Raw genomic sequence first — 22,261 nt, forward strand, 5'->3', positions numbered from 1 at the left:
CGGCAGGAGGGACAGAGTGCCCATCATGCCGCAATCGCTGCCGATAGGGCAGGGGTGGGCGCCCGTTGTCGAGCGGGCGCCCTGTTTTCGTTACTTCCCGCCCCAGCGGGCCGGATAGTTCGCCATCTGCTCGCAGCCGCAGAGCGCGTAGTGCAGCGGCGGCATCTTGTCGTTGACGAACTTGTCGAGGGTTTCGGCCGTGATCGCCGGCTGCGGCAGCTTCCAGGTCGGGCCGGTGACTGGCTCGCCCTTGAGGATGCGGAGCGCCGCGATCACCGGGGTGCGCCACTGATAGGTCGGATAGGTCGGGGCGATCGCGGTGAGCTTGTTCTTCTTCCACTTTTGCAGGAAGTCCTGCTGGTCCTCGCCATTGATCACCGGATAGGGCTTGCCGGCATCCTCGAAGGCTTCGAGTGCCGCGACCGCGGTCGCGCCGGCATCCATCCAGACGCCGTCGATCTTGCCGAAGCGGTTGAGATAGTCCTCGACGATCGCCTTGGTCTTGGCGTTGTCGCCATTGGTGAATTCGGCGCCGACGACCTTGATGCTCTTCTCCTTGAAGATGCGCTCGGCCGCGGCCCAGCGGTTCTCCAGCACGTCGACGCCCGGCAGGATGCGCAGCGCCAGCACCGCGCCGCCGGCCGGGATCTTCTCGGCGATGAAGCTCGCGCCCTGGATGCCGAAGCCGTAGCCGCCGATCGGGTTGATGAAGGTGACCGGCGCCTTGCTGTCGACGCCACGGTCGAAGACCACGACGGGCAGCTTCTTGGCGGCGGCCTCGACCGCCGGCGTCAGCGCCGCGGTGGTGTTCGGCGAGACGATCAGCGCGTCGCACTGGCCGCTGTTGACGAAGGCGTTGATGTCCGAGATCTGCTTGTCGTCCTTGCCCTCGGCATCGGCATGGGTGAACGAAGCGATGTCGGCCTTGTTGGCGTCGACCTCGGCCTGCATGTTGGTGAAGCCGACGACGCGCCAGGGATTGTTCACGCCGGCGTTGGAGAAGCAGAGCTTGTAGGGGCCGGGCTTCTTGTACTTGGCGGTGTCGACCTTCTCGCCGCCGAGGTTCTGCTCCCAGGGCTTGCCGTCCGGACCTTGCGGGGCGACCGTGAGCAGCGCCTTCTGGCGCTCGAACTCGGCTGGGTCGTTGAAGTTCTGGGCGATGGCGCCCGTCGACAGTGCCGCCAGCAGCGCCGCCAAACCGATCTGGGTCTTCATGTTCACCTCCCTCTGTCGCGCCGCCTTGCCAGCGGCCTCTGGCGGAGCGCGTGGGATCACGCGCTCCGGAAACTCGTTGTCATGCCCGCCGCATGCGCCAGGCGCTCGACGCCACCGCGGCGATCAGGATCAGGCCCTGCACGGTCTCGCGCAGCGGCTGCGGCAGCCCCATCAGGTTGAGCAGCGTGAACAGGGCGAACAGGCTGAGCCCGCCGGCGACGGCGCCGGTGACGCTGGCGCGCCCGCCGAGCAGTTGCGCGCCGCCGATGACGCAGGCGGCGATCGCCTGCAGCTCGAGCCCTTGTCCGACCGCGGTCGAGACCCCGGCGAAGCCGCCAAGCAGGATGCCGGCCGTCACCGCCGACAGCGCCGAGATGACGAAGACCAGCACCCGTGTCGCGCCCACCGGCACGCCGGAGAGCTCGGCCGCACGCGGATTGTCGCCGACCGCCAGCACCTGCCGGCCGAAGACGGTGGCGTGCAGCAGCCAGGCGGCTATCCCGACGAAGCCGATGAGGATGAGCACCGAGAGCGGCATGATCCCGGTCAGCGGCACGTCGCGGTAGACTAGGCGACCGAGCGCGCGGAAGTTCTCCGGCAGATAGCCGCGTGGCGCCCCGCCGGACCACATCAGCGCCGCGCCGTTGAGCGAGAGCAGCATGCCGAGCGTCGCGATGATCGAGGGCACCTTGAGCAGGGTGACGACGAGCCCGTTGACCAGCCCGACACCGAGCCCGATCAGATAGAGCACGCCGATCGTCCACCAGGTGTTGTCGGGATTGCCGCCGGCCAGCATCGAGCCGCCGAGCACAGTCAGCGTTACCAGCGAGCCCATCGAGAGGTCGAAGCCGCCGCCGGCGATGACGAAGAGCTGGCCGCAGGCGAGGATGATCAGCGGCGCGGCCCGGCGCAGGAGGTTGAGGAAGCCCTCGACCTCGAAATAGCTCGGCTGCAGCACGGTGATGGTGCCGTAAAGCACGAGGAAGACGGCGAGGCCGACATTGATGCCGCGGGCGAAGCGCAGCGCCGCCGAAGGACCGGTATGAGTGGCAACCGCGCTCATGCGACATGCCCCCGGCTGCGTACGGCGTAGACCGCGACCGCGAGGATGACAATGGCGCCGCGCAGCACCTGCTTCGGGAAGGCGTCAATGCCGGTCATGTTGAAGACGGCGTCGAGCGTGGCGAACAGGAAGACGCCGGCGAGCGTGCCCCAGACGCCGCCGCGCCCGCCGGCGAGCAGCGTGCCGCCGATCACCACCACGGCGATCGATTCCAGATCATAAACGCCGTCGCGGCCGACCCAGGGCGCGCCGGCGCGCAGGCGGCTGGCAAGATAGAGCCCGGTCAGACCGGCCATCAGCGAACACAGGATGTGCGCGCCGATCATAACGCGCTCGGTGCGGATGCCGGCGAGGCGGGCGCCGTCGCGGTTGCCGCCGGTGGCGTAGAGATGGGCGCCGAAGCGCGTGCGGCTCAACAGCAGCCAGATCGCGAAGGCGAGCACGAACAGCAGCAGCACCGACCAGGGCAGCGGCCCGATCCGGCCATAGGCGAAGGCCTGGAAGGCTGCCGGGACCGAGCCGGCGAAATTGCTGAAGCTCGCCGAGAGCAGGCCCTGCAGGATCAGCCCGACGCCGAGCGTCGCGATCAGCGGATTGACGTCGAGCCGGGCGATGATCAGCCCGTTGACGAGGCCGACTGCCGCCGAGAGTGCCAATACAGCGAGGACGGCCGGGGCGATCATCGCCGGCTCGCCCTTCATGATGAAGGAGGCGAGCACGGCGGAGACGCTGATCAGGTTGGCAACCGAAAGATCGATCGAGCCGACCAGGATGGTCAGCGTCTGCCCGAGCGCGACGATGCCAAGGCCGACCATGCGCTGGGTCAGGCCGACGAAGCCTTCGCCGGTGAGATAGGCGTGCTGTCCCGTCGCGAGCGCGGTCGCGACATAGAGCGCGAGCGAGCCGGCGAAGAGCAGTGGCGCCACGGGCACGTTGCGCGCCGGGCGAGTGGCGACGATGTCGGCGCCGGCGCTCATGCCGCTGCCTCCGTCGTTCCGGTGCCGAGTGCGAGGTGCATCACGTCTTCTTCGTTGGCGCCGCGCTTCAGCTCCCCGGCGATGCGGCCTTCGTGCATGACGAGGATGCGGTCGCTGACGCCGATGATCTCCGGCAGGTCGGAGGAGATCATCAGGATGGCGCGGCCGCGATCGGCGAGGCCGCGCATCAACTGGTAGATCGCCGCCTTGGCAGCGACGTCGATGCCGCGGGTCGGCTCCAGGAAGATCAGGACCTTTGGATCGCGCGCCAGCCAGCGGCCGATCACAACCTTCTGCTGGTTGCCGCCGGAGAGCTCGCGGATCTCCTGCGCGAAGCCGGCTGCCCTGACATCGACTTCGGTCAACTGCCGGTCGGCGGCGGCACGGGCCATGTCTCCGGAGCCCGGCGGCAGCAGGCGCCGCGCAAAGGCGCGCAGGGTCATCAGGACATTGTCGCGCAGCGATTGCTGCGGGGCGATGCCCTCCTTCTTGCGATCGTCGGAGAGAAAGCCGATGCCGGCTGCGATCGCGCCGCGCGGCGAAGCGATCAGCCCGTTCTGGCCGTCGATGACCATGCGGCCGCGGGTAAAGGGCTCGTCGCCGAACAGGGCGCGCCCGAGCACACCTTTGCCGGAGCCTTCGAGCCCGGCGACGCCGACGATTTCACCGGCGCGCAGGTCGAGCGTGATGTCGGAGAGCACGGTGTTGCCGGCGCCCTCCACCGACAGGACGACCGCGCCGAGCTTGGCTGGATCGCCGGGGGGCGGGAAGAAATCGGCGAGGTCGCGCCCGACCATCAGCCTGACGATCATCGCCGGCGTCAGCGCGGCGGCGGGGCGTGTCGCGACGAGCTTGCCGTCCTTCAGCACGGTGATGCGGTCGGCGATCGCCTTCAGTTCGGCCATGCGGTGGGAGATGTAGAGGATCGCGGCGCCCTCGCGCCTCAGCGTCCCCACCAGTTCCAGCAGCCGGCCGGCATCGCGCTCGTCGAGCGCCGCGGTCGGTTCGTCCATCACGATGATGCGGGCATCGAGCGCCAGCGCCTTGGCGATCTCAACCAATTGCTGCTCGGCGATCGAGAGCGATTTCACCAGTGTATCGGGGTGCACCTTCGCGCCGACGCGCTCCAGCAACTTGAGCGCGCCGTCCCGCATCGCGGCGCGGTCGAGCAGGCCGCTTCTGGTTGGCTCCAGGCCGAGGAAGATGTTGTCGGCAACGCTGCGCTCGGGCAGCAGGCTGAGTTCCTGGTGGATGATGCTGATCCCGGCCCGGCGCGCCTCGACCGGATGCCGGAAGCCGACGGGCTTCCCGCCAAGGAGAATCTCGCCTTCATCGGGGCGATAGACGCCGCCGAGCACCTTCATCAGCGTCGACTTGCCGGCGCCGTTCTCGCCGCAGATGGCGTGGACCTCGCCAGCCTGGCAATCGAGGCTGACATCGTCGAGCGCCCGCACGCCGGTAAAGCTCTTGCCGATGCCGCGCATCGAAAGGACCGGCGTGACGGCGCTCATGTGGCGCCTGCCTCGGTCGGCGAGGCAGCTTCGGCCCAGCCCCGCCGGATGAAGCCGTGGCTCTCGACGAGAAGCGTGTCGAGATCGGGGAAGAGGTCGCGCCAGACCCGCGTCGCCGCCGCCAGCGAGGGCAACGCCCGGCCGAAGGCCTCGACCGTCAGCCAGCTATCATAACCGGTGGCGCGGATGGCGCGGAATGTTTCAGCCCATGGCACATGGCCGCGCCCGACGATGCCGCGATCGTTCTCGGAGAGGTGGATGTGATTGATCTCGGAGGCGTAGCGGCTGTAGGCGCCGACCGGATCGCGCTCCTCGATATTGGCGTGGAAGGTGTCGTACATGTAGCCGAAATTCGGATGCGCGACCCGCGCACGCAGCGCGCTCGCGGCTTCCATCGTGTTCAGCGCGTAGCATTCGAAGCGGTTGATCGCCTCCAGCGAGAGCGCGATCCCGGCCTTGCCGGCATCCTCGGCCATGACATGCAGCGCCTCGGCGAGATGAGCGAGCTCGTCCTCGCGCGGGCCTTCGCCGCTGAAGACGCCGACCGGCGAGTGATAGGGGCCGGCGATGACGGTCGCGCCGAGCGCCGCGGCGCAGCCGACCGCCCAGCGATGGCGCTCGCGCGCTTGTCGGCGGATGGCCGGATCGGACGAGAGCGGGTTGCTGTCCTCGGCGACGATGGTGACGATGGTGCGCTTCAGGCCGATCGCGTCGAGCTGGCGGCCGAGCCGCTCGTAATGGCCGGCATCGCCCTCGAAGACCGGGATCTCGACGCCGTCATAGCCGATCTCGCGGATGCGCTCGCACAAAGGCAGATGCGCTTCGTCGATGAAGCCGCCGACCGTCAGCAGGTTGAAGCCGATCTGGACCATGGCCTTGGCTTTCGCGCCGCGTTCAGCGCAGCCGCAGCGCGACCGCGTGGCTGCCAAAAGCCGATGAAACGACGATGCTGGCATGCATGACCGGCACTCCTCCCTGGGGCGGTTCATTCTGAGGAACCGCTTCGGATTGGATTATGTAATCGATTGCAAAACTGTCAACCTGCTCCATTGCGGCGCCCGGTCACATCAAGGGCGGCGATCCGACCAGGGCTCGCCACCTCATCAGCGGATCGCGCCGTCGCGGCGCTGCAGGTGGACCGGAACCCATCGGTCCACGCGGTTGCCGTCGCAGAGCCCTTATTGCCTGGCCCATCGATGGCATGTGCCCGTGACAGGCTCGATGGCGGAACGGAATTCTCCCATGGCGGGCGCCGGCCGCAGGCGCTTCCGCCTCCTGCCGGAGGCAACTTTGAAAAGACATTCCATTGACCCTGCCTGCTTTCGCATGAAGAATGTCAGTATCGAGTGCCGATATTGGCACTCGATCGCGGGATTTGCTGGAGCAGCTTGCACCGCGTCAACAATGCTAAAAGCACCACGATGAAATCGTGGGCTCCGAATGCGGAGACACGTTGATGACAGCACGTAATATTCTGGATCCCGAGCGAGCGGGCGGCCAGCCGCGATGTTCCTGATCCTTCGCCCTGCGGCCTGATCACAAGGCTCGTCATTCCCTAGCAGCGTCCGCCCCCGGCTTGTCCGGCCGGAGCGTCGTTCCCTGACGACGCTTAGCCTCGCTGCGTCCTCCCGCCAGCCGAGGCCTTCATGACTGTCGTCTCGCTCGTCACTCCAGCATCTGCGGCGCCCCGCCGCTTCGGCCGGGCTGCGCCGGCGCAAGCCGAAACACCCAACTTCCGTGCAGCGCTGCGCCATCTCGCTGGCGGTGTCAGCGTGATCACGACCGGGCAGGGCGAGGATCGTACCGGGCTGACCGTCACCTCGCTCTCATCGCTCTCGGCCGAGCCGCCGACGGTGATGTTCGGGCTCAACCTGAGCTCGTCGAGCTTTCCGGTGCTTGCCCGCCATCGCAGCTTCGGCGTCAACTTCCTCAACGCGACGCAAAAGCAGATTGCCGATCGCTTCGCCGGCCGCGGCGGCGAGAAGGGTCCGGCCCGCTATGCCGGGGCGAGCTGGACGGAAGGCGTCACCGGCGCGCCGCTGCTCGAGGGCGCGCTCGCCGCGCTCGACTGCGAGGTCGAGGAGCTGATCGAGCGCCACTCGCACGCCATCGTCATCGGCCGGGTGCGCGAGGTCCGGCTTGGCGGCGACGATGCGGCGCTGGTCTATTGGCGCGGCGACTATGAGCGTCTCGGCTGGATGGCCGAGGAGGCGCGCACGGCCTGCGGCCTGCGCGGCATCTGATCCCGGCGAGACATCCCATGGCCTATTCCCTCAGCCTGCTCGACAAGAGCCCGATCCTCGACGGCGAGACCGCGGTCGACGCCCTGCAGCGCACGATCGCGCTGGCGCAGGCGGCCGAGCGGCTGGGCTATCGCCGTTTCTGGCTCGCCGAGCATCATGGCTTTCCCGGCCTTGCCAGCTCGGCGCCGGAAATCCTGGTCGCGCATCTGATCGCCCGCACGCGCCGCATCCGCATCGGCTCCGGCGGCGTGCTGCTTCAGCATTACAGCCCCTACAAGGTCGCCGAGACCTTCAATCTGCTCGCAGCGTTGGCGCCGGGTCGCATCGATCTCGGCATCGGCAAGGCGCCGGGCGGTCTGCCGCTCTCGACCAAGGCGCTGCGCGTTCAGCACGATCCCAAGAGCGCCCGTTCCTTCGAGACGTTGCTGGCCGAGCTCGACGGCTTCCTCGCCGGATCGCTCCCCGCGGATGATTCGCTTGCCGGTGCGCAGGCTCTGCCGAAGCCGTCCGCACCGGCCGAACGTTTCCTGCTCGGTGCCAGCCCTGACAGTGCAAGGCTAGCAGCCGAGCGCGGGTGGCGCTTCGTCTTTGCCGGCCAGCTCAACGGTGACCCCAAGGCAATCGAGGCCAGCCTCGATGCCTATGCGAAGGCGGGTGCCAAGCAGCCACCGCTCTTCGGCCTCGCCGCACTCGCCGCCGCGACGGCGGAGGAGGCGCGCGCCCTCACTGATCCGTTGCGGGTGGTCAGGCTGACGCTGGACAATGGCCAGAGCGTCAATCTCGGCAGCGAGGAACAGGCGGCCGAGTTCGCCCGCCAGGCCGGAGCGGCGTCCTACACCACCGAAATCCGCCGCCCGAGCATCCTGTCCGGCACCGCCGAGGACGTCCGTCGCGAGCTCGATGCGCTCTCGGCCCGCTTCGGCATCGCCGAGTTCGTCATCGACACGCCGGCTGCCGCGACCGCCCAGCGCCTCGCCTCGATCACGCTGCTTGCCGGCGACGCGCCGGCGCTTGCGGCCTGAGCCGACAGGAGACACCGATGAGCAAGACCCGTCTCACCTTCGGCCTGATGCTGCAGGGCCCCGGCAGCCATATGAACGCCTGGCGCCATCCGAGCAATCCGCCAGATGCGAGCGTCAATCTCGACTTCTTCATCCGCAATGCGCGCAAGGCCGAGGAGAACGGCATTGCCTTCGCCTTCGTTGCCGACGGGCTCTACATCAACGAGAAGTCGATCCCGCATTTCCTCAATCGCTTCGAGCCGCTGACCATCCTCTCGGCGCTGGCGACGGCGACGAGGAAGCTCGGCCTTGTCGGCACGGTCTCGACCTCCTATAGCGACCCCTTCACCATCGCCCGGCAATTCGCCTCGCTCGACCTGATTTCGGGCGGGCGCGCGGGCTGGAACGCGGTGACCTCGCCGCTGGAGGGCTCCGGCCGCAATTATGGTCGCCCGCATCCCGAGCACTCGCTGCGCTACGAGATCGCCCACGAATATCTCGATATCGCCAAGGGGCTCTGGGATTCCTGGGACGACGACGCCTTCGTCCGTGATCGTGAGGCCGGACGCTTCTTCGATCGCGAGAAGCTGCATACGCTCGGCTACAAGGGCCACTTCTTCCAGGTCGAGGGCCCGCTCAACATTCAGCGCTCGCCGCAGGGTCAGCCGGTGCTGTTCCAGGCCGGTGCCTCCGATGCGGGCATCGGCCTTGCCGGGCGCCATGCCGATGCGGTCTTCGCCAACCATGTCTCGCTGGAGGAGGGCCAGGCCTTCTATCGCAGCATCAAGACCAGCGCGATCGCGCAGGGGCGGCTCGCAGACGACATCAAGATCTTTCCAAGCGCCGGGCCGATCGTCGGGCGCACCCGCAAGGAGGCCGAGGACAAGTACCAGGCGATCCGCGATCTCGTCTCGATCGACGAGGCGCTCGCCTATCTCGGCCGCTATTTCGACCATCACGATTTCAGCGCCTATCCGCTCGACGCGCCGTTCCCCGAGCTCGGCGATATCGGCAAGAACAGCTTCCGCTCGACCACCGACCGCATCAAGCGCACCGCCGCGCTGAAGCGCCAGACGCTGCGCGAGGCGGCGCTGGAGGCGGCGACCCCGCGCGCCGACCTGATCGGCTCGGCGCAGGAGATCGCCGACATCCTGATCGAGCGCGTCGAGAAGCAGGCGGCCGACGGCTTCATCCTGGGTTTCCCGGTGATCGGCCAGGGCCTGGAGGATTTCGTCGAACTGGTCATCCCCGAGCTGGAGGCGCGCGGCGTCTACGACCGGACCCTGCCGGGCGAAACGCTGCGCGACCATCTCGGACTGCCGCGCCGCGAGAGCCGCTATGCCCGCCCCGCTCCGGCGTCTGTACCGCGCAAGGCTGGCTGAGCCGATCGCATGACCATCCACGCCCCCATAGCCGGCGCCGGTATCGACCCTGGCATTGCCGCCTCAGTCGAAGAATTCATCGCGCTGCGCCGCGACCTGCATCGACATCCCGAGCTCGCCTTCCGCGAGACACGGACCAGTGCGATCGTCGCCGAGCGGCTGGCAAGCTATGGCTACGAGGTGACGACCGGGCTCGCCGGCACCGGCGTGATCGGGCAGTTGCGCAAGGGCGACGGCGCGCGCCGGCTCGGCCTGCGCGCCGACATGGACGCGCTGCCGATCACCGAGCAGACGGGGCGCCCCTATGCTAGCGAGACTGCCGGCGTCATGCATGCCTGCGGCCATGACGGCCACACCGCGATCCTGCTGGCGGCGGCCAGGCGGCTGGCCGAGCGCGATTTCTCCGGCACGCTCAACCTGATCTTCCAGCCGGCCGAAGAGATCGGCGCGGGCGCGCGCAAGCTGCTGTCGGAAGGGCTGTTCGAGCGCTTCCCCTGCGATGCCGTCTTCGGCCTGCACAACTGGCCGGGCGTGCCGTCCGGCCAATTCGGCTTCGTCGAAGGGCCGGCGATGGCGGCAGTCGACAAGGCGATCATCCGCATCGTCGGCAAAGGCGGGCACGGCGCTTCGCCGCATGAGACGGTCGATCCCGTCGTTGCCGCCTCCAGCCTCGTACTGGCATTGCAGAGCATCGTCTCGCGCAATGTCGATCCGCGCCAGGCTGCCGTCGTCACCGTCGGCTCGATTCATGGCGGCGAGGCCTCGAACGTCATCCCTGATAGCGTCGAGCTGAAGCTGACCATTCGCAGCTTCGATGCGGATGTGCGCAGGCAGCTGGAAGAGCGTATCCCCGCGCTGGCGCGAGCGCAGGCCGAAAGCTTCGGCGCGACGGCGCAGGTCAGCTATCACCGCGGCTTCCCGGCGCTGACGAACCATGTCGCCGAGACGCAGTTTGCCCGTGAGGTTGCACTTGCCGCTTTCGGGCCGGAGCGGATCGAGCCCGATTTCAAGCCGCGCATGGCGAGCGAGGATTTCGCCTTCCTGCTCGAAGCCCGGCCCGGCAGCTATCTCTTCGTCGGCAATGGCGACAGCGCCCCGCTGCACAGCCCCGCCTATGATTTCGATGACGCGATCATCGCCCCGGCCGCGAGCTTCTGGGTTCGCCTCGCCCGCACCTTCCTCGTCTAGATCCTGCAACGGAGAGGCTTTCCGCCATGTCCGACCGGTTCCTTTACACCACCCCGCTCGATCCGCTCGCCCAGCCCCTGGTCGAGCAGCTGACCTGGGAATACGCCACCCGCTATGGCAGCTATTTCGGCGAGCCGCCGGGAGCCGAGATGAGCCGCTATCCGGCGTCGCTGTTCGCGCCGCCGGAGGGCAATTTCGTCCTCTTGCTGCGTGAGGGCCGCGCCATCGCCGGCGGCGCGTTCAAGCGCTATGACGAACAGACGGCCGAGCTGAAGCGGATGTGGACCGACAGCGCCTTCCGCCGCCAGGGGCTGGCCCGGCGCGTCGTCGAGGAGCTGGAGGCGCAGGCCGCGCGCCAGGGCTATGGCAAGATCTTCCTGACCACGGGTTTCCGCCAGCCCGAGGCGCGGGATCTCTATCTCAGCACCGGCTACACGCCGCTCTTCGACCCCGCCGTCGATCCCGAGATCTACAAGAAGCTCGCCTTCGAGAAGGACCTGGCGGTGGCAGCCTATCGGCCGCGCTCGCCCGCCGAGCAGCTGCCTGCCAGCGCCGCCTGATCGCGCTGCCTTCGTAAACATCAAGGGGACGAATTCCAGCCATGAGCCTCGCCAGCGATTTCGCGGGCCTGCCGACGCACGCCCACAGTACACCGCCGACCCGCGATTTCAGCCGCTACCGGATCGTGCCGGCGCGCTATCCGGCGCGCGCCATCGGCACCGCCTTCGCGGTTGTGGTGATCTTCGCAGTCGTGAACTCGGTCCTCTCCAATCCGCGCTGGGGCTGGGATGTCTTCGCCGAATGGTTCTTCGCCGAACCGGTTCTGGCGGGCCTGGCGCGCACGCTGCTGCTCACTTTGCTCGGTACCGTGCTTGGCTTCCTGCTCGGCACCGGCCTCGCTTTGGCGCGCGTCTCCGGCTCGCCGCTGCTGGCCTCGCTGTCCTGGGCCTATGTCTGGTTGTTCCGCTCGATCCCGCTGATCGTGCTGCTGCTGATCCTCAACAATCTCGGCTATCTCTACTCGACCGTCTGGCTCGGCATTCCCTTCACCGAGATCACCTTCGCGAGCTGGTCGACGACGCAGCTGATCACGCCCTTCTTCGCGGCGGTGCTCGGGCTGACGCTTCATGCCGGCGCCTTCTCCTCCGAGATCGTGCGCGGCGGCATCCTTTCGGTCGACCAGGGCCAGCATGAGGCGGCGGCGGCGCTCGGCCTGCCGCGACGACGCCAGTTCTCGCGGATCGTGCTGCCGCAGGCGATGCGCACCATCCTGCCCAACGGCTTCAACGAGATCATCCTGCTGGCGAAGGGCACGAGCCAAGTCTACATCCTGGCGCTGCCCGAGCTGTTCTACACCATCCAGATCATCTACAGGCGCAATCTCGAGGTGATCCCGCTCCTGATGGTGGCGACGGTCTGGTACCTCGTCATCCTCAGCGTGCTCTCCTTCGTCCAGCACCATATCGAGCGCTATTATTCGCGCGGCGCGCTGCGCAATCCGCCGCCCTCGCTGATCGGGCTGGCGCTGGCGCGCTTCGGCCGCTCGCGTGACGCCGCCGCGGCGCGTCGTACCGAAGCTGCGCTGGCCCAGGCGGCAGCATCAGCCCCGGTCGCTCCTTCGCTGGCGAGCCTGCGGCGCAGCGGCGGCGAGATCCGCATCAGCAACGTCTCGAAGAGCTTCGGCCCGCTGAAGGTGCTCGACGATGTCAGCCTGGCCCTGCGCCCGGGCAGCGTCACTGCGATCATCGGCCAGTCCGGCTCCGGCAAGTCGACGCTGCTGCGCTCGATCAATCATCTCGAACGCGTCGATGCCGGCTTCATCGCTATCGATGGCGAACTGATCGGCTATCGCCAGGACGGCGACACGCTTTACGAGCTCAAGGAGCGCGAGATTCTGAAGCGCCGCGTCGATGTCGGCATGGTCTTCCAGAGCTTCAACCTGTTCCCGCATCTGACCGCGATCGAGAACGTCACCGAGGCGCCGCTCTCGGTGCGCGGCGTTGCCCGCGAGCAGGCGCTGGCCGAGGCGCGCGAACTGCTCGCCCGTGTCGGTCTCGCCGACAAGGCCGACGCCTATCCGCGCCAGCTTTCCGGCGGCCAGCAACAGCGCGTCGCCATCGCCCGGGCCCTCGCCCTGAAGCCCAAGGTCCTGCTCTTCGACGAGCCGACCTCGGCGCTCGACCCCGAGCTGGTCAACGAGGTGCTCGACGTCATCAAGGAGCTCGCCCGCTCCGGCACGACGCTGGTGATCGTCACCCATGAGATCGGCTTCGCCCGCGAGGTCGCCGACGAGGTCGTCTTCATGGAGGCCGGCCGCATCCTCGAAGTCGGCCCACCCGCGCGCGTCCTTGCCGAGCCCGACCATCCGCGCACCCGCGAATTCCTCGCCAAGGTCCTCTGACGTTCATTTCCCTGGGAGTTAGGCCATGATCACCAGACGCAACGCTCTCTCTCTGCTTGGCGCTGCTTCCGCCGGCGCGCTTCTCCCCTCCCTCGGCTTCGCCCAGCAGGCGATCGACCTCTCGCCCGAGCAGCCTGGCCGGCCGCGAGCGCAGCGCGACGACGCCGCGATCAAGCTGATCGGCAAGGACGCCAAGTTCGTGAAGGACGGCGTCTTCACCGTCGCCAACGCCACCGGCCGCCTGCCCTTCGCCGGCTATGCGAGCGACACCAAGTCGATCGTCGGCTCGGAGCCCGACATCGCCCAGCTCGTCGCCGATGCGCTCGGGCGCAAGCTCGAGATCGTCCCGGTCTCCTGGGCCGACTGGCCACTGGGCGTCGTCTCCGGGAAGTACGATGCGGCGATCTCGAACATCACCGTCACCGAGCAGCGCAAGGAGAAGTTCGACTTCTCGACCTACCGCAAGGACTTGCTCGGCTTCTATGTGAAGAAGGACAACGAGATCCAGATCCGCGAGCCGCGCGACATCGCCGGTCTGAAGGTCATCGTCGGCTCCGGCACCAATCAGGAGCAGATCCTGCTGCGCTGGAACGAGCAGAACGTGAAGGACGGGCTGAAGCCGGCCGAGGTCCAGTATTATGACGACGATGTCGTGCTCTATCTCGCATTGGAGACCGGACGTGCCGATGCCTATCTCGGTCCGAACGCCCTTCTGAGTTTCAAGGCGGCGCAGGAGAACAAGACCCGCCTCGCCGGCAATTTCTCCGGCGGCTGGCCGGTCCTGGCCGAGATCGCAGTCACGACCCGCAAGGGCGCCGGCCTCGCCGAGGCGATCACCCATGCCGTCAACACCCAGATCGGCAATGGCAACTACGCCAAGGCGCTCGGGCGCTGGAACCTCGCTGCCGAGGCGATCGAGCAGTCGCGCACCAACCCGCCCGGCCTGCCGGCGAAATGAGCATGGCGGGCGCCGTGGCGCCTGTGAAGACTTCAAGCATGACGGAGACGAAGATGTTGCGAGTGCGCGCCCTGTCGGCGCTTCTCCTCGGCAGCCTGGCCGCGTTCGGTCTGGCTCAGAATTCGGCGCTGGCCCAGGCGCCATTCGATCTCGGTCCGGAACAGCCCGGCAAGGTCCGCACCGAGAAGCAGCCGGAGGCGATCGCGGCCATCCCGAAAGGGTTCAAATTCGCCGCGCCCGGCGTGCTCACCGTGGCGGTCAGCCCCGGCGGGCCGCCGCTCGCAACCTATGCCACCGATGCGAAGACCGTGGTCGGCGCCGATGCCGATTTCGCCCAGCTGATCGCCGACAGCCTCGGGCTCAGGCTCGATCTGCAGCCGATCGCCTGGGCCGACTGGCCGCTCGGCCTCGCCTCGGGGAAGTATGACGCGGTCATCTCCAATGTCGGCGTCACCGAGCAGCGCAAGGAAAAGTTCGACTTCTCGACCTATCGCAAGGGGCTGCACGGCTTCTTCGTCAGGGCCGACAGCAAGGTCACCGCGATCAGCGAGCCGAAGGATGCGGCGGGCCTCAAGGTCAGCGTCGGCGGCGGCACCAATCAGGAGCGCATCCTGGTCGAATGGAGCAAGCAGAACGTCGCCGCCGGCCTGAAGCCGATCGAGCTTCAGCTCTTCGACGACGAGGCCGGGCGGTTGGTCGCGCTGCGCTCGGGCCGTGTCGATGTCATTGTCCAGCCGCATGCCCAGCTCGTCTTCATCGCGGCACGCGACAAGGACATCAGGCGCGTCGGCACGCTCAGCGCCGGCTGGCCGCTGAAATCCGATGTCGCGATCACCACGCGCAAGGGCAGCGGGCTGGTCGATGCGTTGACCATCGCGACCAACGGGCTGATCGCCAATGGCAAGTTCCGGGCATCGCTGGCGCGCTGGGGCCTGGAGGAGGAGGCGCTCGATCGCTCCGAGACCAACCCGCCCGGCCTGCCGAAATACTGAAAAGCGCATGTCCGAACTCGCCATCCGGCACGTCGCCTTCCTGACTCCCGGCAATTACGACGATGCCGATCCGCGCGCCGGGCTGGAGGAGACGCTCGCGCTCTTCGAGCATGGCGAGGCGCTCGGCTTCGACAGCGCCTGGGTGCGCCAGCGCCATCTCGAGCCCGGCGTCTCCTCGGCCGCGACCTTTCTCGCGGCGGCGAGCCAGCGCACCAGCCGGATCGGGCTCGGCACCGCCGTGATCCAGATCGGCTATGAGAACCCGTTCCGCTTAGCCGAGGACCTGTCGCTGGTCGACGTGCTCTCCCGCGGGCGGCTCAATGTCGGCCTGAGCGCCGGGCCGCCGCCCTTCGGCAAGCTGCTGGGCGAGCGCTTCTTCGATGCCGATCCTGCGACTTACGATTTCTCGCATGCACGCGTCGCCCGGCTCGCCAGCAATCTCGACGGTGACTGGCTCGGCGATGCCGATACCCGCATCACTTCTGCAGCCGGCGAGCATCGCCCGCGCCTGCGCCCGCATGCGCCCGGCCTGCGTCAGCGTCTCTGGTATGGCGGCGGCTCGCTACGCTCTGCTCGCTGGGCGGCCGAGAATGGCTTCCATCTGCTCGTCGGCAATCTCAACACCGGCGAGGTGACCGATGATTTCTTTGTGGCTCAACGCCGCCATATCGAGAGTTTCCGCAGCCATTGGCGTGGCGAGGGCGAGCCGAAGGTCGCGGTCGGCCGCGTGATCGTGCCGCTCGACAGCGCCGATGCCGCCACGCGCCAGCGCTATCGCGACTATGCCGCCAGCCGGCATGAGCGGACCCTGGCCCCGCAAGGCGAGCGCCGGACGCTGTTTACGCCCGATCTCGTCGGAACGGCGGCCGAGATCGTCGAGCGGCTTCACGCCGATCCGGTCCTGCCGCTGGTCGATACTCTGCGGCTGGAGCTGCCCTATAATTTCTCGATCGCGGACTATCGCCAGATCATCGGCGACTTCGCCGCGCTGGTTGCGCCTGCGCTTGGCTGGCGTGGCACGGAGCCAAACCAGCGTCGCAAGGCTGCAGGGGAGTGAGGAAAGGCGGTGGGCAAGCCCACCGCCAAGAGGCGATATTAGCCCGTCTGCCCGGCCATCACCCGCTGCATGCCGCTGAGCACGGCCTTGAGCGAGGCCATCACGATGTTCGGGTCGATGCCGACGCCGTGCACAGCCCGGCCTTTCTCGTCCTGAAGCTGGACATAGCAGGCAGCGGTGGCGTTGGCGCCGCGGCCGACTGCATGCTCGTGATAGTCGAGGAAGGAGAATTCGACGCCATAGGTCGTCTTCAGCGCATCGACGAAGGCATCGATCGGGCCGTTGCCGACGCCCTCGATGGTGCGGATCGCGCCTTCCTGCTTCAGCTCCGCCGTCAGCGTCCGCGAGCCCTGCGCGCCCGGGAAGGTCTTGTGGGACAGCAGTTCCAGCGGTGCATCGCTGAGCAGGTAGGTCTTGCTGAACAGCGACCACAGCACCGCGCTGGTCAGCTCCTTGCCCTCCTCGTCCATCTGCTCCTGCGCGATTTTGGAGAAGGCGATCTGCAGCGGGCGCGGCAGGTCGAGGCCGTGATCGGCCTGCAGGATATAGGCGATGCCGCCCTTGCCGGATTGCGAGTTGATACGGATCACCGCCTCGTAGTCGCGGCCGACATCCTTGGGGTCGATCGGCAGATAGGGCACCTGGAAGAGCGGGTCGTTGCGCTTCTCCTGCGCGTCGAAGCCCTTCTTGATCGCGTCCTGATGCGAGCCGGAGAAGGCGGTGTAGACGAGCTCGCCGACATAGGGATGGCGCTCATGCACCGGCAGCTGCGTGCAGTATTCGGCGACGCTGCGGATCTCGTTGACATCGCGCAGATCGAGCTCGGGATCGACCCCTTGCGTGAACAGGTTCAGCGCCATGGTGACGATGTCGACATTGCCGGTGCGCTCGCCATTGCCGAACAGCGTGCCCTCGACGCGGTCGGCGCCGGCCATCAGCGCGAGCTCGGCCGCCGCCACCGCCGTGCCGCGGTCATTGTGCGGGTGGATCGAGAGCAGCACGCTGTCGCGGCCGGAGATGTTGCGGCCGAACCATTCGAACTGGTCGGCATGGACATTGGGCGTCGCCATCTCGACGGTCGCCGGCAAATTGAGGATCAGCTTCTTCTGCGGCGTCGGCTGGATCACCGCCTTGACCGCCTCGCAGATCTCCAGGGCGTAGTCGAGCTCGGTGCCGGTGAAGCTCTCCGGCGAATATTCGAAAGTGAAGTTCGTCTCCGGCGCCCGCGCGGCCAGGGCCTTGATCTGGGCAGCCGCATCGGTCGCGATCTTGATGATTCCGGCCCTGTCGGAGCGGAAGACCACGTCGCGCTGCAGCGTCGAGGTCGAGTTGTAGAAGTGCAGGATGACGTTCTTCGCCCCCTTCACTGCTTCGAAGGTGCGCTCGATCAGTTCGGAGCGGCACTGCGTCAGCACCTGGATCGCGACATCGTCGGGGATCGCCCCGCTCTCGATGATCGAGCGGACGAAGTCGAAATCGGTCTGGGATGCGGCAGGGAAGGCGACCTCGATCTCCTTGAACCCCATCTTCACCAGCAGGTTGAACATGCGCTCCTTGCGATCGACGCCCATCGGCTCGATCAGCGCCTGATTGCCGTCGCGCAGGTCGACGGAGCACCAGATCGGCGCCTTGGTCAGCACCTGCGACGGCCATTTGCGGTCAGGCAGGTTGACCGGCGCATAGGCGCGGTACTTGGAAATCGGCATCGTGGTCATGGGACAACCCTTGCGAAGGATGCGGCGTCAGGCCTGCTCAGGGCTCTGCTGCGCCGTCATGCGATATGGACAGGCCTTTGAACCCCGGCGCGCTCACAGCGCCGGGCGGCTAAGTCGCAGGGTCAGGCCCCGGATGGCGGACCGAATTCGCATGGTCGGACATAACCACCCCGGGAGAGGAAGATCAACCTTGCTGCGCCAGACAATCCTGAGCCGTGCGGGTTGATGGCGACCTGTCATTCCTTTGTCGCGTAAGCATCGGCACAAGCTCGCCTTCGATTCACGAGCCCCTGGCGATGCTGCGTTTCCTGGCCCTTCGCACCTTACGCGCGCTGCTGACGGTCGCGATCTGCGTCTCGGCGGTGTTCCTGGCGCTGCGGCTCGCCGGCGATCCCGCCGACATCATGCTCTCGATCGAGACGCCGCCGGATGTGCGTGCCCATTATCGCGAGCTCTGGGGGCTCGATCGTCCGCTTGCGGAACAGTATCTGCGCTATCTCGCCAGCGTGATCCGGGGCGATTTCGGCCTCTCCTTCGCCGACGACAGGCCGGCCTTCGCCGCGGTCCTCGACGCGCTGCCGAAGACGTTCCTGCTCGGCGCCTGCGCGCTGCTGCTGGCTTTGCTGATCGGCATGCCGCTCGGTGTCCTGGCGGCGCTGCGCCACAACAGCGCGGTCGACCGCTTCGCCATGGCGGTCGCCGTGCTCGGCTATGCGATCCCGATCTTCTTCCTGGGCATCCTGCTGATCCTGCTGTTCGCGCTCAAGCTGCGCGTGCTGCCCTCGGCGGGGTCCGAGACGCTCTGGCATTTGATCCTGCCGGTGGTGACGCTCGCTTTGCCGCTTGCCGGGCGCCTCGCGCGCTTTGCCCGCACGGCGACGCTCGAAGTGCTCGGCAAGCCCTTCATCCGCGCTGCCCGTGCTCGCGGGGTGATGCCGCTCTCGGTCATTCTGCGCCACGCGCTGCCCAATGCCGCGGTGCCGCTGCTGATGTTCATCGGCATCGAGATCGGCCATATCCTCGCCGGCAGCGCCGTGGTCGAGACGATCTTCGCCTGGCCCGGCATCGGCCGCCTGCTGGTCGATTCCGTCTCGACGCGCGATCTTGCCGTGGTCCAGGCGGTGATCCTGACGGTCACCGTGGTGATGGTCGCCGCCAATCTCCTGGTCGATATCCTGCACATCCTGATCGATCCGCGGCTGGGCGGTTTCTCGCGCAGCCTGGGCAAGCCGGCATGAGCGCGAGCCTCGATCTTAGCGCCGCTCCGGCCTCCCGTCCGCGCGGGCGCCGCATGTCGCCGGTGGTGAAGCTCTCGGCCGGCTTCCTGATCCTGGTCGTGCTCGTCGCGATCCTCGCCGACTGGCTGGCGCCGATCCACTACACCACCCAGAACCTGCTGGCCCGGCTGAAGCCGCCACTGACCCAGAGCGGCGGCACGACCTATTGGCTTGGCACCGACCAACTCGGCCGCGATATCCTCAGCCGCATGATCTATGCGGTGCGCACCTCGATCCTGATCGCGGTGATGGGCACGCTGATCGGGGCCGTGTTCGGCACGTTGCTCGGCTTCATCGCGGCACGGATGCGCGGCATCATCGACCAGGCGATCATGATGCTGGTCGATGCGCAGGCGGCGATTCCGGCGCTGTTCCTAGCGCTGACCATGCTCGCCTTCTTCGGCAACAATATTGTGCTGTTCATCATCCTGGTCAGCATCGACGGCTGGGACCGCTATACGCGGCTCGCCCGTGGCCTCGTCGCCTCCGAGCAGGAGAGCGACTATGTCAACGCGGTCGAGGCGCTCGGTGCCAGCACGCCGCGGGTGATCCTGCGCCATCTTCTGCCCAACATCGTCGCGGCGTTGGTGGTGCAGGCGACGCTCAACTTCCCCGGCACGATCCTGTTGGAAACCTCGCTCTCCTTCCTCGGCCTCGGTGTGCAGCCGCCCGGCACCTCGCTCGGCCTGATGCTCGGCGAAGGCCGGCGCTATCTCCTCAACGCCTGGTGGATCGCTGTCTTCCCCGGCCTCGTGATCTTCCTGACGACGCTGTCGATGAGCCTGTTCGGCGACTGGCTGCGCGACCGCTTCGACCCGACCAGCGAGCGGCACTGAGACCATGAGCTTCGTCATCCGCAGCATCGCCGGCCCCCTCCCGCTCGCCATCGCTCATCGTGGCGGGGCCTTGCTCGGGCCTGAGAACACCGCCGAGGCCTTCGAGCAGGCCAGGGCCGTCGGTGCCGAGATGGTCGAGACCGATGTGCGTCTGAGTGCCGACGGCGCGCTGGTCTGCCTGCACGATGCGGACCTCCGGCGCATTGCTGGTGACCCCCGCCTCGTTGCCGAGATCGGGCTCGGGGAATTGCGGGCGATCCTGCCTGGTCTGCTGACGTTGGACGAAGCGATCGGCGCCTCCGCGCCACTCGGATTGCTGCTCGACGTCAAGCTCACCGACCCGGCGGTGCTGCCGCGCATCCTCGATGTCGTCGCGGCGGCTGGGGCCACCGAGCGCTTGCTGCTCGGCCTGCGCTCGCTCGACCTGATCGCCGCTACGCGGACCTTATCCGAGGAGATCGCCGTTCTCGCGTTGGTTTCCGATCCGGGTTCCTACCGGCAGGCCAAAGTCCTCGGCGCGAACTGGTTCCGCTTCTGGCAGGGCGAAGCGACGGAGGAGCGCCTTGCCGCCGCGCGCGGTCTTGGCCTGCGGACCGTGATCATGGTCGGGCAGCCGCGTTCGGTCGTGGAGCCCGGCTATCCGCCTTTCCCAGTCGGGCGGATCGATGCGGAGGGTATCGACCGCGTCCTGTCGCTCGCACCCGATGCGGTGATGCTCGACGACCCCCGCCTGCTGCTCTCGGCCCGCTCCGTCACGGCCCTGTCGTCAAGTTGAGGCATGGCAGCGCGATTGCGCGGCGGGCTGGATCGATGCCGCTGCCGACCTCGATGCGAGACATGCCATGATCACCCTCTCCCGCCGCCGCTTTCTCGAAGGCGCTGCCGCCGCCTCGGCGCTGTTCGCTGCCCCGCAGGCTTTCGCCGCCGGCGAGACGCGGCCGAACTTCACCGTCGCGGTTGCTGACCTGCCGGCGACGCTGGAGCCGGCGCGCGAGCTCTCCAATGTCGGCACACGCGTCACCTATTCGATCTTCGACACGCTGATCCGCCGTGACTTCCTCGGCGCTGCCGATGGCGGCGGCTCGGAGCTGAAGCCGCATCTGGCGACAAAGTGGGAGCGCGTCTCGCCGCAGGAGCTGATCGTCACGCTGCGCCAGGGCGTCAAGTTCCACAATGGCGACGAACTGACCTCGGAGGACGTCGCCTATACCTTCCGCGATGGCCGCCTCTGGGGCGAGAAGGCCCAGATCCCCGGTGGCAAGGCCTATTTCGGCATCCTCGCCAGCGTCGAGCCGATCGACCGCTACACGGTGCGTTTCCGCACCAAGGTCGCCGACGTGCTGCTGGAGCAGCGGCTCGCTTCCTGGTGCGCCTGGATCGTCAACAAGCGCGCCTATGAGGCGATGGGCTTCGAGGCCTATTCGCGCAAGCCCGTGGCGACCGGCCCCTATCGCGTCGTCTCGCATTCCGCTGCCGAAGCCACCGTTCTGGAAGCCTTCGACGACTATTTCATGGGCAAGCCGACGGCCAGGCGCGTCACCTTCCGCCGCGTGCCGGAGCTGGCGGCGCGCGTCGCCGGGCTCGTCGCCGGCGATTACGACCTGATCACCAATATCCCGCCGGACCAGATGAGCGTGGTCGGTGCCTACAAGGACATCGACGTCCGCTCCGTCGTACTCGCGAACGTCCATGTCCTCGCCTATAACGACCAGGACAAGGTGCTCGCAGACAAGCGGGTGCGGCAGGCGCTGAATCATGCGATTGACCGGCAGAAGCTGGTCGATGCGCTCTGGCAGGGCACGGCGCAGGTGCCGGCGAGCCACAACTTCCCCGAATACGGCCAGATGTTCGTCGAGGGCCGCAAGCTGTCTTACGACCCCGCCAAGGCCAAGGCTCTGCTGCAGCAGGCCGGCTACAAGGGCGAGCCGATCGTCTACCGCACCATGGCCAACTACTACACCAATGCGCTTGAGGCGGCGCAGATCCTGGTCGAGCAGTGGAAGGCCGTCGGCATCAACGCCTCGCTGCAGGTGGTCGAGAACTCCACCCAGATGCGCGGCGCCGGCGCGCAGATCTTCAACTGGTCGAACTCGACGCGCCTGCCCGATCCGCTCGGCGCGATCTGGGTCGCCTGGGGCCCGGCCGGCGAAATCCAGGTCTCGAAGTTCTGGACCTCGGCAGATGGCTTCAACAAGGCCGGCACGGCGCTGGAGGCGGAGGTCGATCCGGCCAGGCGCAAGGCGCTGTTCACCGAGATGCTCGACATCTGGGAGGACGAGGCGCCGGCGACGATCCTCTACCAGCCGAGCGAGGCCTACGCGATCAAGAAGGCAATCGGCTGGCGGCCGACAACCTTCTATTTCATGGATCTGCGCCCGGACAATCTGTCCTTCGCCCGCAGCTGAGCGGCGCGGATGCTAGAAAGAAGAAGGGGCGGCTCGGCCG

At 67.4% G+C, this 22,261-nt stretch carries 19 protein-coding genes; 13 read left to right on the forward strand and 6 right to left on the reverse strand.

What is annotated here, in order from left to right; all coding sequences use genetic code 11:
- Positions 1-90: 90 nt before the first annotated feature.
- From VGV58_RS12700 to VGV58_RS12720, 5 genes are all read right to left on the reverse strand, one after another.
- The gene (locus VGV58_RS12700) at positions 91-1,215 is read right to left on the reverse strand and encodes a substrate-binding domain-containing protein (RefSeq protein WP_326874374.1); all 1,125 of its coding nucleotides are present in this window, start codon (positions 1,213-1,215) and stop codon (positions 91-93) included.
- 79 nt (positions 1,216-1,294) lie between these two features.
- Positions 1,295-2,278: an ABC transporter permease gene (locus tag VGV58_RS12705; RefSeq protein ID WP_326874375.1), complete on the reverse strand. Its 984-nt coding sequence runs from the start codon at positions 2,276-2,278 to the stop codon at positions 1,295-1,297.
- Positions 2,275-3,255: an ABC transporter permease gene (locus VGV58_RS12710; RefSeq protein ID WP_326874376.1), complete on the reverse strand. Its 981-nt coding sequence runs from the start codon at positions 3,253-3,255 to the stop codon at positions 2,275-2,277. Before VGV58_RS12710 ends, VGV58_RS12705 begins: the two co-directional genes overlap by 4 nt.
- The gene (locus VGV58_RS12715; protein ID WP_326874377.1) at positions 3,252-4,766 is read right to left on the reverse strand and encodes a sugar ABC transporter ATP-binding protein; all 1,515 of its coding nucleotides are present in this window, start codon (positions 4,764-4,766) and stop codon (positions 3,252-3,254) included. Before VGV58_RS12715 ends, VGV58_RS12710 begins: the two co-directional genes overlap by 4 nt.
- Complete coding sequence (locus tag VGV58_RS12720) at positions 4,763-5,638, reverse strand: sugar phosphate isomerase/epimerase family protein (RefSeq protein ID WP_326874378.1); 876 nt, start codon at positions 5,636-5,638, stop codon at positions 4,763-4,765. The genes VGV58_RS12715 and VGV58_RS12720 overlap by 4 nt, the downstream gene beginning before the upstream one ends.
- A 774-nt stretch (positions 5,639-6,412) precedes the next feature.
- On the opposite strand from VGV58_RS12720, the gene VGV58_RS12725 reads away from it, so the two are divergent.
- The 9 genes from VGV58_RS12725 to VGV58_RS12765 are packed head-to-tail and all read left to right on the forward strand — an operon-like array spanning position 6,413 to position 15,988.
- On the forward strand, positions 6,413-7,009 hold the full coding sequence (locus tag VGV58_RS12725) for a flavin reductase family protein (RefSeq protein ID WP_326874379.1): 597 nt from the start codon (positions 6,413-6,415) through the stop codon (positions 7,007-7,009).
- A gap of 17 nt (positions 7,010-7,026) precedes the next feature.
- Positions 7,027-8,031: an MsnO8 family LLM class oxidoreductase gene (locus VGV58_RS12730; RefSeq protein ID WP_326874380.1), complete on the forward strand. Its 1,005-nt coding sequence runs from the start codon at positions 7,027-7,029 to the stop codon at positions 8,029-8,031.
- Positions 8,032-8,048: 17 nt separating this feature from the next.
- A complete protein-coding gene (locus tag VGV58_RS12735) occupies positions 8,049-9,392 on the forward strand; it encodes an LLM class flavin-dependent oxidoreductase (protein ID WP_326874381.1) in 1,344 nt (447 codons plus the stop codon).
- A 9-nt stretch (positions 9,393-9,401) separates the two neighbouring features.
- On the forward strand, positions 9,402-10,580 hold the full coding sequence (locus VGV58_RS12740) for a M20 aminoacylase family protein (protein ID WP_326874382.1): 1,179 nt from the start codon (positions 9,402-9,404) through the stop codon (positions 10,578-10,580).
- 26 nt (positions 10,581-10,606) lie between these two features.
- The gene (locus tag VGV58_RS12745; RefSeq protein ID WP_326874383.1) at positions 10,607-11,140 is read left to right on the forward strand and encodes a GNAT family N-acetyltransferase; all 534 of its coding nucleotides are present in this window, start codon (positions 10,607-10,609) and stop codon (positions 11,138-11,140) included.
- 41 nt (positions 11,141-11,181) lie between these two features.
- Positions 11,182-12,981, forward strand: coding sequence for an amino acid ABC transporter permease/ATP-binding protein (locus VGV58_RS12750; RefSeq protein ID WP_326874384.1), 1,800 nt, complete (start codon positions 11,182-11,184; stop codon positions 12,979-12,981).
- Positions 12,982-13,006: 25 nt separating this feature from the next.
- Positions 13,007-13,939: an ABC transporter substrate-binding protein gene (locus VGV58_RS12755; RefSeq protein ID WP_326874385.1), complete on the forward strand. Its 933-nt coding sequence runs from the start codon at positions 13,007-13,009 to the stop codon at positions 13,937-13,939.
- 38 nt (positions 13,940-13,977) lie between these two features.
- Positions 13,978-14,931 carry an ABC transporter substrate-binding protein gene (locus tag VGV58_RS12760; protein WP_326874386.1) on the forward strand — a complete coding sequence of 318 codons (954 nt, stop codon included), beginning with the start codon at positions 13,978-13,980 and terminating at the stop codon, positions 14,929-14,931.
- A gap of 7 nt (positions 14,932-14,938) precedes the next feature.
- Entirely contained in the window at positions 14,939-15,988 is a 1,050-nt protein-coding gene (locus VGV58_RS12765; RefSeq protein WP_326874387.1) for an LLM class flavin-dependent oxidoreductase, read from the forward strand.
- 38 nt (positions 15,989-16,026) lie between these two features.
- Here the strand turns inward: VGV58_RS12765 and leuA are convergent, their stop codons facing one another.
- Complete coding sequence (gene leuA / locus VGV58_RS12770; protein WP_326874918.1) at positions 16,027-17,694, reverse strand: 2-isopropylmalate synthase; 1,668 nt, start codon at positions 17,692-17,694, stop codon at positions 16,027-16,029.
- A 305-nt stretch (positions 17,695-17,999) separates the two neighbouring features.
- Here leuA and VGV58_RS12775 point away from each other — a divergent pair, with 305 nt between their 5' ends.
- The 4 genes from VGV58_RS12775 (at position 18,000) to VGV58_RS12790 (ending at position 22,221) form a co-directional block, all read left to right on the forward strand.
- Complete coding sequence (locus VGV58_RS12775; RefSeq protein ID WP_326874388.1) at positions 18,000-18,941, forward strand: ABC transporter permease; 942 nt, start codon at positions 18,000-18,002, stop codon at positions 18,939-18,941.
- A complete protein-coding gene (locus VGV58_RS12780; RefSeq protein ID WP_326874389.1) occupies positions 18,938-19,816 on the forward strand; it encodes an ABC transporter permease in 879 nt (292 codons plus the stop codon). The genes VGV58_RS12775 and VGV58_RS12780 overlap by 4 nt, the downstream gene beginning before the upstream one ends.
- Positions 19,817-19,820: 4 nt before the next feature.
- Positions 19,821-20,591, forward strand: a complete 771-nt coding sequence (locus VGV58_RS12785; protein WP_326874390.1) for a glycerophosphodiester phosphodiesterase — start codon at positions 19,821-19,823, stop codon at positions 20,589-20,591.
- 67 nt (positions 20,592-20,658) lie between these two features.
- Positions 20,659-22,221 carry an ABC transporter substrate-binding protein gene (locus tag VGV58_RS12790; RefSeq protein ID WP_326874391.1) on the forward strand — a complete coding sequence of 521 codons (1,563 nt, stop codon included), beginning with the start codon at positions 20,659-20,661 and terminating at the stop codon, positions 22,219-22,221.
- The last annotated feature ends 40 nt before the right edge of the window (positions 22,222-22,261 follow it).

The organism is Allobosea sp., from assembly GCF_035944895.1.
Lineage (GTDB): Bacteria > Pseudomonadota > Alphaproteobacteria > Rhizobiales > Beijerinckiaceae > Allobosea.

Bases quoted from the DNA above. Each gene is read 5' to 3' on its own strand.
- VGV58_RS12700 (WP_326874374.1), bottom strand. From the start codon at position 1,215: ATGAAGACCCAGATCGGTTTGGCGGCGCTGCTGGCGGCACTGTCGACG.
- VGV58_RS12705 (WP_326874375.1), bottom strand. From the start codon at position 2,278: ATGAGCGCGGTTGCCACTCATACCGGTCCTTCGGCGGCGCTGCGCTTC.
- VGV58_RS12710 (WP_326874376.1), bottom strand. From the start codon at position 3,255: ATGAGCGCCGGCGCCGACATCGTCGCCACTCGCCCGGCGCGCAACGTG.
- VGV58_RS12715 (WP_326874377.1), bottom strand. From the start codon at position 4,766: ATGAGCGCCGTCACGCCGGTCCTTTCGATGCGCGGCATCGGCAAGAGC.
- VGV58_RS12720 (WP_326874378.1), bottom strand. From the start codon at position 5,638: ATGGTCCAGATCGGCTTCAACCTGCTGACGGTCGGCGGCTTCATCGAC.
- VGV58_RS12725 (WP_326874379.1), top strand. From the start codon at position 6,413: ATGACTGTCGTCTCGCTCGTCACTCCAGCATCTGCGGCGCCCCGCCGC.
- VGV58_RS12730 (WP_326874380.1), top strand. From the start codon at position 7,027: ATGGCCTATTCCCTCAGCCTGCTCGACAAGAGCCCGATCCTCGACGGC.
- VGV58_RS12735 (WP_326874381.1), top strand. From the start codon at position 8,049: ATGAGCAAGACCCGTCTCACCTTCGGCCTGATGCTGCAGGGCCCCGGC.
- VGV58_RS12740 (WP_326874382.1), top strand. From the start codon at position 9,402: ATGACCATCCACGCCCCCATAGCCGGCGCCGGTATCGACCCTGGCATT.
- VGV58_RS12745 (WP_326874383.1), top strand. From the start codon at position 10,607: ATGTCCGACCGGTTCCTTTACACCACCCCGCTCGATCCGCTCGCCCAG.
- VGV58_RS12750 (WP_326874384.1), top strand. From the start codon at position 11,182: ATGAGCCTCGCCAGCGATTTCGCGGGCCTGCCGACGCACGCCCACAGT.
- VGV58_RS12755 (WP_326874385.1), top strand. From the start codon at position 13,007: ATGATCACCAGACGCAACGCTCTCTCTCTGCTTGGCGCTGCTTCCGCC.
- VGV58_RS12760 (WP_326874386.1), top strand. From the start codon at position 13,978: ATGACGGAGACGAAGATGTTGCGAGTGCGCGCCCTGTCGGCGCTTCTC.
- VGV58_RS12765 (WP_326874387.1), top strand. From the start codon at position 14,939: ATGTCCGAACTCGCCATCCGGCACGTCGCCTTCCTGACTCCCGGCAAT.
- leuA (WP_326874918.1), bottom strand. From the start codon at position 17,694: ATGCCGATTTCCAAGTACCGCGCCTATGCGCCGGTCAACCTGCCTGAC.
- VGV58_RS12775 (WP_326874388.1), top strand. From the start codon at position 18,000: ATGCTGCGTTTCCTGGCCCTTCGCACCTTACGCGCGCTGCTGACGGTC.
- VGV58_RS12780 (WP_326874389.1), top strand. From the start codon at position 18,938: ATGAGCGCGAGCCTCGATCTTAGCGCCGCTCCGGCCTCCCGTCCGCGC.
- VGV58_RS12785 (WP_326874390.1), top strand. From the start codon at position 19,821: ATGAGCTTCGTCATCCGCAGCATCGCCGGCCCCCTCCCGCTCGCCATC.
- VGV58_RS12790 (WP_326874391.1), top strand. From the start codon at position 20,659: ATGATCACCCTCTCCCGCCGCCGCTTTCTCGAAGGCGCTGCCGCCGCC.